Source organism: Curtobacterium sp. MCBD17_019 (assembly GCF_003234555.1).
Lineage (GTDB): Bacteria > Actinomycetota > Actinomycetes > Actinomycetales > Microbacteriaceae > Curtobacterium.
On the sequence record NZ_QKTT01000010.1, the window covers coordinates 114,018 to 129,070 of the forward strand.

The following is a 15,053-nucleotide window of genomic DNA, read 5'->3' on the forward strand; positions in this document are numbered from 1 at the left end:
CAACCTCTGGTTGAAGTTCAGGGATTTTGCTGGTATGGGTACTGCTGACGACGCTAGGGGTGCCCCTCCGAACGAGGGACGACGCCACGCCGCGTGTCGCAGGAGCGACCCGCGAATCGGCGTGCACGCCCATCATCCCGCGGATCGCTGCTGCCGCACGATCCCGTTGTCGGGCGCCGAGACGTCGTACTCCACCTTGCCCGAGGGCGCCTGCGACGTCATCAACGCCGCGAGGAGCCGCGCCTTCGCGGCGGAGTCGTCGGGACTCCCCCAGACGACCTTCGCACCGGAGCGCAGGGTGAGCGTCACGTCGTCCGAGGTGCTCGCGGTCACCTGCGTCACCGTCGAGCGCACCGAGGTGGGCAGCGCCAGCACGACCTCGGTCATCGACCGGAAGGCCGTGCTGCCGAGCTGGGACGGCTGCACCGCCGCGAGCGGCATCCCGGCGGGCTGTCTCGGGTCGGACTCGACGACGATGCCCGCGGGGTCGACGAGGTCGTACCCGGACCCGGTCTTCACCGCCACGATCGGCTCGCGTTCGGTCACCGTGATGACGAGCGTGTGCGGCGGAGCCTCCTCGGTCACGTAGCTCGCGATGAGCGGGAACCCGGCGAGCTGCCGCTTGATGGCACCGAAGTCGATCCGGGCGAGCGGCGTGCCGAGCTGGCCGTCCACCGCGTGGAGCACCTGCTGCCGGTCGACCCGGTCGGTGCCCCGCACCTCGATCGTCCGGAGCGCCATGAGCGGTGAGTACACGGCCACGACGACCGACAGCACGAGCACGAGCAGCACCGCGCCGGATGTGAGCCACGCTGCACGTCGGTGGCGGCTCCGCCGCGTGAACCGACGGACCTCCTGGCGCTCCACCAGACGACGACGACGGCGGGCCGCGCGGGCCTCGCGAGCGGTCTCGGCGGCGCGGACGCCCGCGCCCAGCGGCCGCTCGTGGTCGACGTCGGGATCCTCGGCGGCCTCGGCGGCCCGTGCGGCACGCGCGGCGGCGCGCTCCTGCGCCACGGGGTCGACGAAGTCCTCGTCCGGGCTCAGAGCACGGAACCGGCCGGCCAGTGCGGTGATGCCCGCGCCGAGCCGCTGACCCGTCGCACCGGTCAGGAGGCTCCGCGCACCATCCGACGGCGCACGGCCCGGTGTCGCACCACCCGGTGTCGCACCACCCGGCGTCGCGCCACCCGGTGTCGCACCACCGCGAGCGCTCGCGTCCGTGTCCGACGCGGCACGGTCCTCACGCGGCGGCGCCGGACGCTCCGGGACCGGCAGCGAGCCCGGGTCGAACCCCTCGGGACGCTTCACCGTGCCGGGGCCTCCGCCGCGACTCGGCCGCCGTGCAGGTCGGCGAGCACCTGCGGGATGATCCGGTAGACGTCGCCACAGCTCAGCGTCATGACGATGTCGCCGTCCTCGGCGAGATCGGCGGCACGGGCCGCCGCCTCGGACCAGTCCGGCAGGTAGTCGACGCGCGACTGGTCGGTGAACCGCTCCTGCACGAGCGCTCCGGTCACCCCGGGCTCCGGGTCCTCACGGGCGCCGTACACGTCGAGCACGACCGTGTGGTCCGCGAGCTCCTCGTAGACGCGGGCGAAGTCCCCGGCCATGAGCCGGGTGCGGGAGTACAGGTGCGGCTGGTGGATCGCGATGACGCGGCCCTCGCCGACGACGCTCCTCGCGGCGCGCAGCGCCACCGCGACCTCGGTCGGGTGGTGCGCGTAGTCGTCGTAGACGCGGACGCCGCGCTCGGTGCCGTGCAGTTCGAACCGCCGCTCCGTCCCCCCGAAGGCCTCGACGCCACGGACGGCGTCCGCCGCGTCGACCCCGAGCCCGACGAGCACGGCCACGGCCCCCGCCGCGTTGATCGCGTTGTGCCGCCCGGGTACCCGCAGCGCCAGGGGGTGTGCGACGCCCGCGACGTGGACCACGGCCTGCACGCCGGCGGTCTCGACGACGTCGGTCACGCGGACGTCGGCGTCGTCGGCCTCACCGAACGTGACGATGGACGGTGCGTGCGCGGTCGCCCGGACACCGGCCGCGACGCGTCGCGCTCCGGCGTCGTCGCTCGAGATCACCACCCGCTCGGACGCGCGCGAGGCGAACGTCACGAACGCGTCGATGAACGCGTCCTCACTGCCGTAGTGGTCGAGGTGGTCGGCGTCGACGTTGGTGACGAGGGCGATCGCGGTGTCGTAGAGCAGGAACGAGCCGTCGGACTCGTCCGCCTCGACGACGAAGGTGTCACTCGCACCGCTGCCCGAGCTGACACCGAGGGACTGGATGACGCCGCCGTTGACGAAGTTCGGGTCGAGGCCGAGCTCCACCAGGGCCGTGACGATCATGCCGGTCGACGTCGTCTTGCCGTGCGCGCCCGCGACCGCGACGAGCCGCCGGCCCGCGATGAGCGCTGCGAGGGCCTGCGAGCGGTGCATTACCGGCAGACCGCGACGCCGGGCCTCCAGGAGTTCCGGGTTGTCGGGCCACAACGCACTCGTGACGACGACCGTGTCGGCGTCACCGACGTTCCCGGCGTCGTGGCCGATGCGGACGTCGGCACCGAGTTCGCGCATGCGTCCCGTCGTCGCGGACTCCCGGGAGTCCGACCCGGTGACCCGGTGCCCGGCGGCGAGGAACATCCGTGCGATGCCGCTCATGCCGGAACCGCCGATGCCGATGAAGTGCACGGTGCCGAAGTCGTCGGGGATCGGTTGCGACAGGTCGGGCTTGATGGTCATGGTTCCTCCGTCCGTCCCGCGTCGCGCCCGCGGAGCGCGTCGATCACGAGGTCCGTCATGCGATCGGCGCCGTCGCGGTGTCCGACGCTGCCCGCGCGCACCGCCATGTCCGCGATCCGCGCCCGGTCCTGGAGGATCCCGAGCAGGTCGAACGTCACCCACTCGGGCAGGAACGCCTCGTCCGCCACCAGGACCGCGCCGCCGGCCTCGACGACGTCGCGGGCGTTCAGCCGCTGCTCGCCGTTGCCGACAGGATACGGCACGAGCACGCTCGGCAGGCCGACCGCGGTGAGCTCGCAGACCATGCCCGCGCCCGATCGGGAGACCACGAAGTCCGCGGCGGCCATGGCGAGGTCCATGCGGTCGCAGTACGGCAGGACGTGGTACCCCTCGAGCGACGAGGGGCCGATGTCGGACTTCGCGCCCACGATGTGCAGGATCTGCCACCCCACCCCGAGCACGGCGGCCGCGGCGCGGTGGACGGTCTCGTTGATCCGTCGCGCGCCGGAAGAGCCTCCGGTCACGAGCAGCACCGGGCGCGCGGGGTCGAGACCGAACGCGGCCAGCCCCTCGGCGCGGGCGGCGCGTCGGTCGAGCGTCTCGATCTCGCGCCGGAGCGGCATGCCGACGAGGCGGGCGTGCGGGAGGCGCGTGTTCGAGAACGTGGTGCCGACGTGGTCGGTGAAGCGCGCGGCGAGGCGGTTGGCGAGCCCCGCACGGGCGTTCGCCTCGTGCACCACGAGCGGGACGCCCGTCCGCCGTGCGGCGATGTAGGCCGGCGCGGCGGCGTACCCGCCGACGCCGAACACGGCGTCGATGCCGCGATCCCGGATCAGGGCCTCGGTGTGGGCCACGGTGCGCCGGAAGGCGCCGGGGAACCGGACAGCCGCCGCGTTCGGACGGCGCGGGAACGGCAGGCGCGGGATGGTCGCCAACTCGTAGCCGCGCAGGGGGACGAGCCGCGCCTCCAGCCCCTCGGCCGTGCCGAGCACGAGCACGTCGTCGTCCGGACGACGCTCGCGCAGCCGGTCGGCGACGGCGAGGAGCGGGTTGACGTGCCCCGCCGTGCCTCCGCCCGCGAAGAGGAAGCGGCTCACCGAGCACCCCGTCCGGGGTTCGCGACCCGGCCGGCACGCGCCGCCGCGGCCGCCGCGGATCGCTGCGCCGCGACGAGGTGCCCGTCCACGGGTACTGCGGTGTCGGCGTCCGGAGCGACGCGGGCGAAGGACAGGACGACGCCGATCGCGACGAGCGTCATGATGAGCGCCGAGCCACCCGCGGATATCAACGGCAACGGCACGCCGAGCACGGGCAGGAGGCCGAGCACCACGGCGATGTTGACGAGTGCCTGCCCGACGATCCACACCATCACCGCGCCGGTCACCGTCCGCACGAACGGGTCGCGGGAGGTCCGGATCACCTTGACGAACCCGATCGCGAGGACCACGAAGAGGACGAGCACGACGATCGCGCCGATGAGCCCGAGCTCCTCGCCGATGATCGCGAAGATGAAGTCGTTGTCCGCCTCGGGCAGCCACGACCACTTGAGCTTCGAGTTGCCGAGGCCGACACCGAACACACCGCCGGACGCGAGCGCCCACATGCCGTGCACGGGCTGCCAGCAGAGGTCCTGGTACTGGTTCGAGTTCGTGCAGCCCGACAGCCAGGCGCTGATCCGGGACGACCGCGAACTCGACGACATCGTGAGGAACGGGACGACCACCGCGATCGCGAGCACGCCCACCCCGAGGTGCCGCAGGCGGGCGCCGCCGATGAACAGCGCACCGAACACGAGCAGCATCATGATGATCGCGGTCCCGAGGTCCTTGCCGACGAGGACGAGCCCGATCGAGCCGAGCGCCGCGAGCCCCACGGGGATGAAGACCTCGCGCCAGTCGTCGAGCTTGTCCCGCTTGGCGTAGATGATCGCACCGATGCCGAGCGCGAGGGCGAGCTTGAGGATCTCGGACGGCTGCGCGGTGAAGGAGCCGATCCGGATCCAGTTCCGGTTGCCCTGGATCGAGTACCCGAGCGGTGTGAGCACGACGAGCGCCTGCACGACCAGGCCCGCGACGACGATCCGCATCGCCCACTTCCGCCAGAAGCGCACCGACAGCCGCGATGCGACGAGCATGAGCGGGACGCCGATCACGGCGTACATGCCCTGTCGCGTGAAGGCCCCGAAGAAGTCCTTCGTGGCCGCGTACTGCTCGACGCTCGACGAGGACAGGACCATGACCACGCCGAACACGACGAGGAACAGGGTCACCCCGAGGATCGTGTAGAACGCGCCCGTCTCGGCGACGAACAGCTGGCGGACCGCGACCACGGCCCCGTTCGCGCGTCGAGCGGCCGCACCGGCAGACCGGTCACCGCCCCCGGTCCGGGTCGTCCCCGTGCGGACGGTCGTCGGCGGGTTCGCCATCGGCGTCTCCTCCCAGGTGCTCGTGGACGGCCGCCGCGAATCGGCGCCCCCGGTCCGCGTAGGAGCCGAACTGGTCGAACGACGCGGCAGCCGGGGCGAGGAGGACCGTGTCGCCGGGTCGTGCGACCGCGGCGGCATGCCGGACCGCCTCGGGCATGACCTGCTCAGTGTCCGATGCGAGGACCTCGACGAGGGGCACATCGGGCGCGTGTCGTGCGAATGCCGCGAGCACCGGTGCGCGGTCCGTCCCGATCACGACGGCCGCACGCACCTCGGGTCCGAACCGGGCCACGAGGTCGTCGACGTCGACGCCCTTGAACAGGCCGCCGACGATCCACACCACGTCCTCGAAGGCCGCGAGGGACGCCGTTGCAGCGTGGGGGTTCGTCGCCTTGGAGTCGTCGACCCAGCGCACGCCGTCGGCGACCGCCACGAGCTCCGTGCGGTGGTGGTCGGGACGGAACCCCCGGACCGCCTGACGGATGTCGGCGGGCGTGACACCACCGGCGCGGGCGAGCGCCGCCGCCGCGAGCACGTTCATCGTCATGTGCGGCGACGCGAGGCCGGCGAGCTCGAGGTCCGCCTGCGCGGCCAGTTCGAGCGCGGCGTTCCGCCGGTCGTCGAGGAACGCACGGTCGCACAGCACGTCCTCGACCACCCCGACGTCGCCCGGCGCCGGGACGCCCGCGGTGAACCCGACGGCACGGCACCCCTCGACGACGTCGGCGTCCTCGACCATGCGCCGCGTGGCCTCGTCGACGACGTTGTAGACGCACGCGACGACGGTGTTCGCGTAGACCTTCGCCTTGGCGTCCCGGTAGGCCGCGGCGGATCCGTGCCACTCGAGGTGGTCGTCGGCGAGGTTGAGGCACGTGGACGCGAGGGGCACGACGGCGCCCGGTCCGGTCGTCGGCATGCTGTGCAGCTGGTGGCTCGAGAGCTCGACGACCAGCACGTCGTACCCGTCCGGGTCGCGGACGACGTCGAGCACGGGGACGCCGATGTTGCCGCAGGCCGCGGCACGCCAGCCCCCGGCCGCGTACATCGCCTGGGTGAGCTGCGTCGTGGTCGTCTTGCCGTTCGTCCCGGTGATGAGCACCCACGGCGCGGGTCCGCTCGGACGCACCACCTTGTCGCGGACGCGCCAGGCGAGTTCGATGTCGCCCCAGACCGTGCTGTGCTCGACGGCCCAGGCGAGCGTCGGGTTCGACGGCGGCAACCCGGGCGACGCGACGACGAGGTCCGGGGCGGCGACGACGAGCTCGTCCGGCACGGTCGCCAGGGAGGTCCGCACGAACCGGGCACCGATCACGCCGAGCAGCTCGACGCGGTCCTCCGGGGCGTCCTCGGACCACACGGTGACCTCGCTGCCGAGTTCGACGAGGGTGTCGGCGACCGAGAACCCGGTGGCACCGAGCCCGAGCACCGCCACGCGGAGCCCACGCCATCCGGTGGCGTGCCAGCTGGTCAGACCGTCGAGCCGGGAGGCCCGGGTGGGTCCTGTCATGCGTTGGCTCTCGTGATCCACTCGAGGTAGAACAGCCCGACGCCGGCGGCGACACAGAGTCCGGCGATGATCCAGAACCGCACCACGACCGTGACCTCGGCCCAGCCCTTGAGCTCGAAGTGGTGGTGCAGCGGACTCATCAGGAAGATGCGCTTGCCGTGGGTGATCTTGAAGTAGGCCCGCTGCAGGATGACCGAGCCGGTGACGATGAAGAACAGGCCTCCGATGAGGACGAGCAGCAGCTCCGTCCGGCTGAGGATCGCGAGCGCGGCGAGGGCGCCCCCGAGGCCGAGCGAGCCGGTGTCACCGAGGAAGATCTGCGCCGGCGACGTGTTGTACCAGAGGAACCCGATGAGCCCGCCGCAGATCGACGCGGCCACGACCGCCAGGTCGAGCGGGTTCGTCACCCGGTAACACGCGTGCACGACGCTGTCGTCGAGTCGCGCTCCGCCGCACTCCTGGTTGTACTGCCAGAAGCCGATGAAGATGTAGGACGCGATCGCGAGGATGCTCGACCCGGTCGCCAGCCCGTCCAGCCCGTCGGCGACGTTGACACCGTTGGACGTGGACACCGTGAGGAACACGATCCACGCGAGGTAGAGCACGGTCCCGATGACGGTGCCGAGGGCCATGAAGTCGAGCCACGGGATGTCCCGTACGGCCGAGATCATCTTGGACGCCGGGTACTGCCCGTGCGCGTTCGGCACGACGAGGGCGACCGTCGCGAAGATCACGCCCACGATGACCTGCCCCAGCACCTTCGCCCAGCCGCCGAGCCCGAGGCTCCGCTGCCGACGCACCTTGAGGAAGTCGTCCACGAACCCGACCACGCCGAGCCCCACCATGAGGAACAGCACGAGCATCCCGGACAGGGTCACGGTGTCGCGGCCGGCGAGGTGCCCCACGAAGTACCCGATGACGGACCCGAGGATCAGGACGATCCCGCCCATGGTGGCCGTCCCGCGCTTGGTGTGGTGGGACTGCGGACCGTCGTCGCGGATGAACTGCCCCCACCCGAGTCGGTGGAAGAGCTTGATGAACAGCGGGGTGAGCAGCAACGTGAACACGAGCGACACCGCCGCGGCGATGAGCAGTGCGATCATGCCGGAACACCTCCGATGCGGTCACCGAGGTGTCGGAGACCGGCGGACTTCGAGGACTTGACCAGGACGACGTCGCCGGGGCGGAGCATGTCCTGCAGGGTACGGACGGCGTCCTCGGCGTCCTCGACGTAGACCGACTCGCCGTCCCACGATCCCTCGAGGGAGGCGGCCTGGTGGATGGGGAGCGCTCCGGGCCCGACGACCAGGAGCTGCCCGATGCCGAGGCGGACGACGAGCCGTCCGACGCGGTCGTGCTCCTCGACGGAGTACTCGCCGAGCTCGGCCATCTCGCCGAGCACCGCGACGGTGCGCTCGCCCGGACGGGCGATCTGCGCGAGCGTCCGGAGCGCGGCGGCCATCGAGTCCGGCGAGGCGTTGTACGCGTCGTTCACGACCGTGACGCCCTCCGGGCCGCCGTGGAGGAGCTCCATCCGCCACCGCTCGGCGCGCGTCATCGTGGCGAGCGCCTCGGCACCGTCGGCGAGCGGGACACCCCACTCGGCGGCGACCGCGAGCGCGGCCGTGGCGTTCATGGCGTGGTGCTCGCCGAGGATGGCGAGGCGGACGCTGACGGTCTCCTCGGCCTGGGTCGGGCCTCCCGGCACCGCCGACGCGTCCGTGCTCCGACGGGTCAGCGTGAACGCGGTGCCGTGCCGGTCGCTCGTCAGGTCCCCGATGCGGTACGCGGCGTCCGGGGAGGTGCCGAAGCCGACGACCCGCGCGGCTGTCAGCGCGCGCATCGAGGCAACGCGGTCGTCGTCGATGTTGAGCACGGCGGTCGCGGTCGACGGCAGGTCGGTCACCATCTCGGACTTCGCGCGCTGGGTCGCCTCGATCCCGCCGAACTCGCCCGCGTGCGCGAGTCCGACCTTGAGGACGACCCCGACGTCCGGCTCGGCGATGCGGACGAGCTTCGCGATGTGCCCGACACCGCTCGCGCCCATCTCGACGACGAGGAACCGCGTGTCGTGCGTGAGTCGCAGCATCGAGATCGGCGCGCCGACGTGGTTGTTGAACGAGCCCTCGGGTGCGACGGTCTCGCCGTGCCGGGACAGGATCGTGCGCAGCATGTTCTTGGTGCTCGTCTTGCCGTTCGAGCCGGTGATGCCCACCACCCGCAGGCGGCCGCCGGCGCGGACCCGGGCGACGACCTCGTGCGCGAGCGCGGCCAACGCGGCGTAGCCGTCCGCGACGACGATCTGGGCGACGTCGGCGTCCGGCCGGCCCGCCACCTCGGTCGCCGTGACGCGCTCGGTGATCACGAGCGCCGCCCCCGCCGACACCGCTGCGGGGACGAACAGGTGGCCGTCGGTCGTCTCGCCGGCGAGGGCGAAGAACACCGACCCGGACCCGACGAGCCGGGAGTCCGTCTCAACGGAGCCCTCGATGACCCGCTCGGGCGCGCCGGCGACGAGTTCGCCGCCCACCGCCGCGGCGACCTCGGCGAGGGTGAGCGCGATCACCGGCGGGCCTCCCCCGGGGTCCAGCCGGCCTCACGGAGGGCGGCGCGTGCTTCGTCACGGGCGGAGTACTCCGTCCGGACCCCGCGGATGTCGCGGTAGTCCTGGTGTCCCGGTCCCGCCCAGAGGATCGAGTCGCCCTCGCCGGCGAGCGACACGGCGTGCCGGATGGCGGCCTCGGGCGGCGTGACCTCGTACAGCTCGTGGTCCGGGTAGGCCTCGCGTGCGGCGTCGACGAGCGTCTTGCGGATCGACGCCGGGTCCTCGAATCGCGGGTGGTGGTCGGTGACGACGAGCACGTCGCTGCCCGCCGCGGCCACACGGGCCATGTCCGCCCGCTTCGTCGTGTCCCGGTCGCCGTCCGCGCCGAAGAGCATGATCACCTTGCCGGGCGTGAACTGCCGGACCGCGGCGAGGGTGTTGAGGAAGGCGTCGGGGCTGTGCCCGAAGTCGACGTAGACGCTGGGTCCCTCGTCTCCGGAGACCCGCTCGGTGCGGCCGGGGAGGTACGCGTCGATACCGCTCGTGCCGTCCTCGTGGCGGAGGGCCTGCTCGATGGCGCCGAGCTCGAACCCGCCTTCGACCAGCATGACGATCGCCAGTGCAGCGTTCGCGGCCATGTGCCACCCGATGAGCGGGACGCGGGTGGTCAACGACCGGCCCTCGGGGCCGGTGAGCCGGAACTCGGTGTACGCGGCAGCGGCCTCGGTGATCTCCACGCGCCACTCGGCCTCGACCTCGGGTCGGACCGTGATCGTCGTGACCGGGATCCGGGACTCGGCGACCACGCGCGCCCCCCACTCCGAGTCGAGCGAGACGACGCCCCGACGCCCGTGTTCGGGTTGGAACAGGGGCAGCTTCGCCTGGAAGTACTCCTCCATGTCGGCGTAGTCGTCGAGGTGGTCGTGGCTGAGGTTCGTGAACGCGACGACGTCGAACACGATGCCGTCGACCCGGTGTCGGCTGAGGGCCTGGGCGCTCACCTCGACGGCGACCGCGCGCACCTCGCTCTCACGCATCCGGGCGAGGAGCGCGTGCATCTCGCTCGCCTCCGGCGTCGTGAGGCGGCTCGTCACGCTGAGCTGCCCGATGTGCCGCTCCGCGGTCGAGCTGAGTCCCGTGACGAGCCCGAGCTGCCCGAGGACCGCCTCGAGCAGGTAGGCGGTGCTCGTCTTGCCGTTCGTGCCGGTCACGGCGAAGAGCTGCGGCAGGTCCTCGGCGTCCTGCGTCGTGCGGTACACCCACGCGGACACGTCTCCGAGCGCCGCGCGCGGGTCCTCGACGACGATCACGGGGAGACCGCTCGGTGCCGCCAGGGCCACCCCGGCGTCGTCCGTCATCACCGCGACGGCACCACGCTCGGCAGCGTCAGCCGCGAACTCGGCCCCGTGACGGTGCGCTCCGTGGACGCCGACGAAGACGTCCCCCGGCTGCACCTCCGCGGCGCTGAGGGTCACGCCGGTGACCTCGATGCCGTCCGACGAACCGACGACGCGCAGGCCGAACGCGTTGACGAGTTCGGCGAGCGGGCGTGCGGCCGGGTGTTCGGGACGGAGGACCGGAGGGATCCGAGCGGACACGTGCTCCTTCTTCCTCACCACGTGGACGGGTAGGTCTTCTCCGCCGTCGTGGAGGGGGTGACGCGGTACTTCTCGAGCACCTGGGACATGAGGGTGTGGAACGCCGGAGCGGCGGAGCTGGAGAACCGATGTCCCGGCCCCGGCTTCGTGAACGTCACCGTGACAACATACTGGGGGTCCTCGGCAGGTGCCATTCCGGCCACCGAGATGATGCGGTCGCTGCCGTACCCGCCACCGTTCGCCACGGCGACCTCGGCGGTCCCGGTCTTGGCGGCCACGTTGTAGCCCGAGATGGGCTGCATGCCGGCGAGCGTGCCCGCGTGGTCGGTCAGGGTGCTCTGCAGCATCTGCACGACCTGGTCGGCCGCCGAGGTGGACACCACGCGCGTCGGCGTGACGTCGGGCTTGTCGGTGACGGTGCCGTCGGGCTGCTCGCACCCCGAGACGAAGTGCAGCGGGATCCGCTCCCCGCCGTTCGCGAGCGTCTGGTAGATGCTCGCGACCTGCAGCGCGGTGGTCGAGATCCCCTGGCCGAACATCGAGTTCATGTTCGTCTGCGGGTCCCACGAGGGTGACGCGGCGTCGGGCCAGGTCGGCTGCCCCGGGAAGGCGATCCCGGACTGCGACTCGAACAGGCCGAACTTGCGCATGTAGTCGTACCGCTGCTGGGCGCTGAGCACCTGCCCCGCCTCGGTGATGCCGACGTTCGACGACTGGGCGAGGATCCCGGTCAGGGTCAGGTTCTCGGTGCCGTGGTACTCGGCGTCCGAGATCTTGCCGCCCCACGGGAAGGTCCGCGAGTACGGGACCGACTCCGGGGTGAGCGGCGTCGCCTTGCCGGTGTCGAGGAGGGCCGCCGCGATCGCCGCCTTGATCGTCGACCCCGGCTCGTAGGTCGCGGTGAGCGCCCGCGAGCCGAACGACCCCGTGTCCTTCGTCGCGTCCACGTCGTTCGGGTCGACGCTCGGCCAGTCCGCGATCGCGCGGATCTCCCCGGTTCCGACCTGGACGACCGTCGCGGTGGCCGACTGCGCTCCGAGGGCCTGCGCCTGCTGGGCGATGTCCTGCTGCGCCATGTACTGCAGGTCCTCGTCGATGGTCGTCTCGACGGTCCCGCCGTTCTTCGCCTGCTTCGTCGTGACCGTGCTGCCCGGCAACTGGACGCCGTCCTCGCCGCGCTCGTAGGTCTCGGACCCGTTCGTCGCCGCGAGGCACTTGTCGTACGCCAGCTCGAGCCCCGCCTGCGCCCCGTCCGTGCCCATGAACCCGGTGAGGTTGCCGGCGGCGGCCCCGTTCGGGTAGGTCCGCGATGCTTGCTTCTCGGGGTAGATCCAGGGGATGCCGAGCGCTTCGACCGCGCGGTAGTGCCCGACGTCCAACCCCTTGACGAGGTAGGCGAAGTCGGAGTTCGGGGCGGCCGCGATGGCGCGCTTCATGGTGGGGACGTCGCCACCGGACGCCGTCGCGAGCGCCTGGAGCGCCTGCGCGATCGAGACGTGCTTGATCCGGGTCCCGCCGAGCTTGCCCTGGAACGCGTCGACGATGCGGGGCGCCGTCGTGATGTTGTAGCGCGTGACGCTGTCCGCCAGGGGCGTGCCGTCGCGGTCGACGATCGACCCGCGGGTGCCGTACAGCGTCACCGGGATGCTCCGCTTGGCGACGGAGGCCTTGTCGAGCTCGGCCGCCTGCACGACCTGGATGTCGACGAGGCGGACGACGAACACCGCGACGAGTGCCATGATCGCCACCATCACGACGCTGTAGCGGATGCGTCGGTTCTGGAGGGTCTTCCTCACACTGCGTCCTTCCGGACCGAGGGCGACGGTCAGCGCGTCTGGGGCGCCTGGAGCTCGGCCGCGTCCGACGATACGGACGAGTCCGAGGAACCCTGGCCCGACGCGCTGGCGCCGCTGCTCTTCCCAGCATCGGAGCCCGACGCACCGGTCGCCGAGCCGGTCGTGGTGGTGTGGGTCGTCGGCTGCTCCGCGCTCGTGGCCGTGTCCCCGTGCTTCGCGACGACCGCGGTGCCGTCGAGCAACGCGTTCGGCACCTGGTTCGTCGTGGTGGCCGCGGTCGAGTCGGTCGCCGCTGCCGGCGTCGGCGTGCCGTACACCACGCCCGTCTTCGGGTCGAGGTACACGGGCGACGAGTTCGCGATCATCCCGAGCGCCTGGGCGTTCCGAGCGAGGTTCTGCGGCGAACGGAGGACGGACAGCTGCTCGTCGAGCTGCTGCTGCGACCGGCTCAGGTCCGTCTGCGTCGACTGCAACGCGTCGAGCTGGTAGGCGCCCTTGCTCAGGACCATGCTGATGCCGAGCTGCGCGAGCAGGAGCGCCGCGAGTGCGGCGACCGCCACGAAGGCGGCGACGATCCGCGGTCGTGCCCGACGCTGCGCGCGGGTCGCCGTGACCTCGACGAGTTCTGGGCGGGCACGGCGGTGGTCGGGGCGGGGCTCGGCCGCGATGCCGGCCGCGAGGGCGAGGTTCGTGGTCATGTCACTTCCGGATTCGCTCGGCCGCGCGGAGTCGCACGGGGGTGGCTCGGGGATTGGCGGCGCGTTCGGCCTCGTCGGCCAGCTCGGCGCCCTTGACGACGGCGGTGAAGGTCGGGCGGTGCTCGGGCAGCTCGACCGGGAGGCCCGCGGGTGCGCTCGACCGCGTCCGCTCGGCGAGCGCGCGCTTGACGATGCGGTCCTCGAGCGACTGGTAGGCCTCGACGACGATCCGGCCGCCGACGCGCAGGGCGTCGAGCGCGGCCGGGATCGCGCGCTCGAGCACCGCGAGCTCCTGGTTGACCTCGATCCGGAGGGCCTGGAACACCCGTTTCGCGGGGTGGCCCTGCCGCTGCACCGCGACCGGGGTGGCGGCGGTGAGCACCTCGACCAGGTCCGCCGACCGCTCGAACGGGCGCTCGGTCCGGCGCGCGACGATGGCCCGGGCGTACCGCGCCGCCAGTTTCTCCTCGCCGTACACCGTGAAGATCCGGCGGAGCGCGCGCTCGTCGTACTCGGCCAGGACGTCGGCGGCGGTGGGGCCGGCGGTGCGGTCCATGCGCATGTCGAGCGGCGCGTCCTTGCTGTAGGCGAAGCCGCGCTCCGCCCGGTCGAGCTGCAGGGACGAGACGCCGAGGTCGAACAGCACGCCGTCGACGGCGTCGATCCCGACGGACGCGACGGCCGCGGGCAGCTCGTCGTACACGGTGTGCACGAGGTGGACACGGTCACCGAAGGGCGCGAGGCGCTCCCCCGCGATCCCGAGGGCGTCCGTGTCGCGGTCGAGGCCGACGAGGGTGAGCTCCGGGAAGCGCGCGAGCAGTGCGGCCGAGTGACCGCCCATGCCGAGCGTGGCGTCCACGAGGACCTTGCCGGACCCCTCGAGCGTCGGCGTGAAGAGCTCGACGATGCGCTCGAGGAGGACCGGTGTGTGCGGGAAGGTCCCGCCGTCGGATGCTGTCATGTCGCCCCCGCTTCCTGGACCGTGGATCCGGATCCCCATCCATCCCGACCTGACACCGGGGAAGGTGTGTCAGGGCGCATGGCTGGGAGTCCGGGTCCGCGGGTCAGAAGACGCCCGGGATCACCTCCTCGTCGTTCTCGGCGAAGTCGGCCTCGCTCGCGGCGTAGTAGGCCTCCCACGCGGGGGTGGACCAGATCTCGGCTCGGTCACCCGCGCCGATCACGGTCAGGTCGCGCTCGAGGCCCGCGTACTCGCGGAGGTTCTGGGGGATGGTCACGCGGTTCTGCTTGTCGGGCTGTTCCGCGCTCGCCCCGGAGAGGAACAGGCGCATGTAGTCGCGAGTGCGCTTGTTCGTCATCGGTGCCTGCCGGATGCGGTCGTGCAGCGCGGCGAACTCCTGCTGGCTGAAGACCACGACGCACCGTTCTTGTCCGCGCGTCATGACGATGCCGTCGGACAGCTCGTCACGGAACTTGGCGGGGAGGATGACGCGCCCTTTCTCGTCGAGCTTCGGAGCGTACGTACCGAGCAGCACGGCCGACCCCCTCTGCTCCAACGACCACCTCGTTCCTCCACTTTACTCCACCACCCACCACCCAGCAACGGAACGGCGCCCCGGGAAGGCCCCCGAGCCCCCGTTCTGGGGGCGAGAAGGCGGCGTCGCGGCGGGCTGGAGCGCTGCGGAACGCCCGCACGCATGCGGATCCGGCGCCGTTCCTCCCGGTCGGAGTGGGGGTGGAGGGAAGTGGGGGGATCGTGTGGAGCGGAGTGGAGGCTGTCTC

General features: G+C 71.9%; 12 protein-coding genes. All 12 read right to left on the reverse strand.

Features of this window, described 5'->3' with window-relative positions:
- Nucleotides 1–132 precede the first annotated feature (132 nt).
- The 12 genes from DEI82_RS10945 to mraZ all read right to left on the reverse strand — a co-directional run bounded on the left by DEI82_RS10945 (nt 133) and on the right by mraZ (nt 14,806).
- Complete coding sequence (locus DEI82_RS10945) at nt 133–1,311, reverse strand: FtsQ-type POTRA domain-containing protein (protein WP_111036772.1); 1,179 nt, start codon at nt 1,309–1,311, stop codon at nt 133–135.
- A complete protein-coding gene (gene murC, locus DEI82_RS10950) occupies nt 1,308–2,741 on the reverse strand; it encodes a UDP-N-acetylmuramate--L-alanine ligase (RefSeq protein WP_111036773.1) in 1,434 nt (477 codons plus the stop codon). The genes DEI82_RS10945 and murC overlap by 4 nt, the downstream gene beginning before the upstream one ends.
- Entirely contained in the window at nt 2,738–3,838 is a 1,101-nt protein-coding gene (locus DEI82_RS10955; protein WP_111036774.1) for a glycosyltransferase, read from the reverse strand. Before DEI82_RS10955 ends, murC begins: the two co-directional genes overlap by 4 nt.
- On the reverse strand, nt 3,835–5,166 hold the full coding sequence (ftsW, locus tag DEI82_RS10960) for a putative lipid II flippase FtsW (RefSeq protein WP_111008633.1): 1,332 nt from the start codon (nt 5,164–5,166) through the stop codon (nt 3,835–3,837). The genes DEI82_RS10955 and ftsW overlap by 4 nt, the downstream gene beginning before the upstream one ends.
- Nucleotides 5,111–6,673 (reverse strand): UDP-N-acetylmuramoyl-L-alanine--D-glutamate ligase, encoded by a 1,563-nt coding sequence (gene murD, locus DEI82_RS10965; protein ID WP_111012628.1) that lies wholly within the window; start codon nt 6,671–6,673, stop codon nt 5,111–5,113. The genes ftsW and murD overlap by 56 nt, the downstream gene beginning before the upstream one ends.
- Nucleotides 6,670–7,776, reverse strand: coding sequence for a phospho-N-acetylmuramoyl-pentapeptide-transferase (mraY, locus tag DEI82_RS10970; protein ID WP_111008631.1), 1,107 nt, complete (start codon nt 7,774–7,776; stop codon nt 6,670–6,672). Before mraY ends, murD begins: the two co-directional genes overlap by 4 nt.
- On the reverse strand, nt 7,773–9,239 hold the full coding sequence (murF, locus tag DEI82_RS10975; protein WP_111036775.1) for a UDP-N-acetylmuramoyl-tripeptide--D-alanyl-D-alanine ligase: 1,467 nt from the start codon (nt 9,237–9,239) through the stop codon (nt 7,773–7,775). Before murF ends, mraY begins: the two co-directional genes overlap by 4 nt.
- Nucleotides 9,236–10,816, reverse strand: coding sequence for a Mur ligase family protein (locus DEI82_RS10980; RefSeq protein ID WP_111008931.1), 1,581 nt, complete (start codon nt 10,814–10,816; stop codon nt 9,236–9,238). The genes murF and DEI82_RS10980 overlap by 4 nt, the downstream gene beginning before the upstream one ends.
- Nucleotides 10,817–10,830: 14 nt before the next feature.
- On the reverse strand, nt 10,831–12,612 hold the full coding sequence (locus DEI82_RS10985) for a penicillin-binding protein 2 (protein WP_258372040.1): 1,782 nt from the start codon (nt 12,610–12,612) through the stop codon (nt 10,831–10,833).
- Between the two features lie 29 nt (nt 12,613–12,641).
- The gene (locus tag DEI82_RS10990) at nt 12,642–13,310 is read right to left on the reverse strand and encodes a hypothetical protein (protein WP_111036776.1); all 669 of its coding nucleotides are present in this window, start codon (nt 13,308–13,310) and stop codon (nt 12,642–12,644) included.
- A 1-nt stretch (nt 13,311) separates the two neighbouring features.
- Entirely contained in the window at nt 13,312–14,271 is a 960-nt protein-coding gene (gene rsmH, locus DEI82_RS10995; protein WP_111008628.1) for a 16S rRNA (cytosine(1402)-N(4))-methyltransferase RsmH, read from the reverse strand.
- Between the two features lie 103 nt (nt 14,272–14,374).
- The gene (gene mraZ / locus DEI82_RS11000; RefSeq protein WP_111008627.1) at nt 14,375–14,806 is read right to left on the reverse strand and encodes a division/cell wall cluster transcriptional repressor MraZ; all 432 of its coding nucleotides are present in this window, start codon (nt 14,804–14,806) and stop codon (nt 14,375–14,377) included.
- Between the last annotated feature and the right edge of the window lie 247 nt (nt 14,807–15,053).

Excerpts from the sequence above, each read along its gene's own strand:
- murD (WP_111012628.1), bottom strand. The coding sequence starts at position 6,673 with ATGACAGGACCCACCCGGGCCTCCCGGCTCGACGGTCTGACCAGCTGG.
- ftsW (WP_111008633.1), bottom strand. The coding sequence starts at position 5,166 with ATGGCGAACCCGCCGACGACCGTCCGCACGGGGACGACCCGGACCGGG.
- DEI82_RS10990 (WP_111036776.1), bottom strand. The coding sequence starts at position 13,310 with ATGACCACGAACCTCGCCCTCGCGGCCGGCATCGCGGCCGAGCCCCGC.
- mraY (WP_111008631.1), bottom strand. The coding sequence starts at position 7,776 with ATGATCGCACTGCTCATCGCCGCGGCGGTGTCGCTCGTGTTCACGTTG.
- rsmH (WP_111008628.1), bottom strand. The coding sequence starts at position 14,271 with ATGACAGCATCCGACGGCGGGACCTTCCCGCACACACCGGTCCTCCTC.
- murC (WP_111036773.1), bottom strand. The coding sequence starts at position 2,741 with ATGACCATCAAGCCCGACCTGTCGCAACCGATCCCCGACGACTTCGGC.